This window comes from Vibrio penaeicida, from assembly GCF_002933855.1.
Taxonomy (GTDB): Bacteria; Pseudomonadota; Gammaproteobacteria; order Enterobacterales; family Vibrionaceae; genus Vibrio; species Vibrio penaeicida_A.
This window is the reverse complement of sequence record NZ_BFAQ01000037.1, coordinates 1-2,983: the sequence shown is the minus strand read 5'-3', so window position 1 is coordinate 2,983 and position 2,983 is coordinate 1. Positions and strand designations below refer to the sequence as shown.

General features: G+C 51.3%; 1 rRNA gene. It reads right to left on the bottom strand.

From position 1 onward, the window contains the following. Positions 1-50: 50 nt before the first annotated feature. Positions 51-2,940 (bottom strand): 23S ribosomal RNA (locus VPNCDNU1_RS21245). Between the last annotated feature and the right edge of the window lie 43 nt (positions 2,941-2,983).

Sequence of the window (2,983 nt, the reverse complement as noted above, 5' to 3'; positions counted from 1 at the left end):
ACACATTCAATCTGTTCTTATTTGAGTCCACAAAACCCCTTGGGTGTTGTATGGTTAAGCCTCACGGGCAATTAGTACAGGTTAGCTCAACGCCTCACAACGCTTACACACCCTGCCTATCAACGTTCTGGTCTCGAACAACCCTTTAGGATACTTAAAGTATCAGGGAAGACTCATCTCAGGGCTCGCTTCCCGCTTAGATGCTTTCAGCGGTTATCGATTCCGAACTTAGCTACCGGGCAATGCCATTGGCATGACAACCCGAACACCAGAGGTTCGTCCACTCCGGTCCTCTCGTACTAGGAGCAGCCCCCTTCAATCTTCCAACGCCCACGGCAGATAGGGACCGAACTGTCTCACGACGTTCTAAACCCAGCTCGCGTACCACTTTAAATGGCGAACAGCCATACCCTTGGGACCGACTTCAGCCCCAGGATGTGATGAGCCGACATCGAGGTGCCAAACACCGCCGTCGATATGAACTCTTGGGCGGTATCAGCCTGTTATCCCCGGAGTACCTTTTATCCGTTGAGCGATGGCCCTTCCATTCAGAACCACCGGATCACTATGACCTGCTTTCGCACCTGCTCGAATTGTCATTCTCGCAGTCAAGCGGGCTTATGCCATTGCACTAACCACACGATGTCCAACCGTGTTTAGCCCACCTTCGTGCTCCTCCGTTACTCTTTGGGAGGAGACCGCCCCAGTCAAACTACCCACCAGGCACTGTCCTCACCCCAGATAATGGGGCCAAGTTAGAACATCAAAGCTACAAGGGTGGTATTTCAAGGACGGCTCCACCATATCTAGCGACATGGTTTCAAAGCCTCCCACCTATCCTACACATGTAGGTTCAATGTTCAGTGCCAAGCTGTAGTAAAGGTTCACGGGGTCTTTCCGTCTAGCCGCGGGTACACTGCATCTTCACAGCGATTTCAATTTCACTGAGTCTCGGGTGGAGACAGCGTGGCCATCATTACGCCATTCGTGCAGGTCGGAACTTACCCGACAAGGAATTTCGCTACCTTAGGACCGTTATAGTTACGGCCGCCGTTTACCGGGGCTTCGATCAAGAGCTTCGTCCTAAGACTAACCCCATCAATTAACCTTCCGGCACCGGGCAGGCGTCACACCGTATACGTCATCTTACGATTTTGCACAGTGCTGTGTTTTTAATAAACAGTTGCAGCCACCTGGTATCTGCGACTCCTAATAGCTCCATCCGCGAGGGACTTCACCGTCAAGAGCGTACCTTCTCCCGAAGTTACGGTACCATTTTGCCTAGTTCCTTCACCCGAGTTCTCTCAAGCGCCTTGGTATTCTCTACCCGACCACCTGTGTCGGTTTGGGGTACGATTCCTTACAATCTGAAGCTTAGAGGCTTTTCCTGGAAGCATGGCATCAATGACTTCACTGCCGTAGCAGCTCGACGTCGTGTCTCAGCCTTAATGACGGTCCGGATTTACCTAAACCATCAGCCTACGCACTTGAACCTGGACAACCATCGCCAGGCCCACTTAGCCTTCTCCGTCCCCCCATCGCAATTGTAAGAAGTACGGGAATATTAACCCGTTTCCCATCGACTACGCATTTCTGCCTCGCCTTAGGGGTCGACTTACCCTGCCCCGATTAACGTTGGACAGGAACCCTTGGTCTTCCGGCGAGGGAGTTTTTCACTCCCTTTATCGTTACTCATGTCAGCATTCGCACTTCTGATACGTCCAGCAGCCCTTACAGACCACCTTCAACCGCTTACAGAACGCTCCCCTACCCCGCAATCATAGATTGCAGCCGCAGCTTCGGTTTACTACTTAGCCCCGTTACATCTTCCGCGCAGGCCGACTCGACCAGTGAGCTATTACGCTTTCTTTAAATGATGGCTGCTTCTAAGCCAACATCCTGGCTGTCTGAGCCTTCCCACATCGTTTCCCACTTAGTAGTAATTTGGGACCTTAGCTGGCGGTCTGGGTTGTTTCCCTCTCCACGACGGACGTTAGCACCCGCCGTGTGTCTCCCGGATAGTACTTACTGGTATTCGGAGTTTGCAAAGGGTTGGTAAGTCGGGATGACCCCCTAGCCTTAACAGTGCTCTACCCCCAGTAGTATTCGTCCGAGGCGCTACCTAAATAGCTTTCGGGGAGAACCAGCTATCTCCAGGTTTGATTGGCCTTTCACCCCTAGCCACAAGTCATCCGCTAATTTTTCAACATTAGTCGGTTCGGTCCTCCAGTTGATGTTACTCAACCTTCAACCTGCCCATGGCTAGATCACCTGGTTTCGGGTCTATATCCAGAGACTGAACGCCCAGTTAAGACTCGGTTTCCCTACGGCTCCCCTAAACGGTTAACCTTGCCACTGAATATAAGTCGCTGACCCATTATACAAAAGGTACGCAGTCACACCACGAAGGTGCTCCTACTGCTTGTACGTACACGGTTTCAGGTTCTATTTCACTCCCCTCACAGGGGTTCTTTTCGCCTTTCCCTCACGGTACTGGTTCACTATCGGTCAGTCAGTAGTATTTAGCCTTGGAGGATGGTCCCCCCATATTCAGACAGGATATCACGTGTCCCGCCTTACTCGATTTCACTCAATGTGCGTTGTCGGTTACGGGGCTATCACCCTGTATCGCGTCCCTTTCCAGAGACTTCACCTGACGCACAAAAAGCTTAAGGGCTAACCCAATTTCGCTCGCCGCTACTTTCGGGATCTCGGTTGATTTCTCTTCCTCGGGGTACTTAGATGTTTCAGTTCCCCCGGTTTGCCTCCTGCTGCTATGTATTCACAACAGGATACTTACTTATGTAAGTGGGTTTCCCCATTCGGAAATCGTAGACTCAAGTGGCTTTTACTGCCTAATCTACGCTTATCGCAAGTTAATACGTCCTTCGTCGCCTCTGACTGCCAAGGCATCCACCGTGTACGCTTAGTCACTTAACCATACAACCCCAAGAGGTTTCTGTATGGCAAACAACCAAGGTTT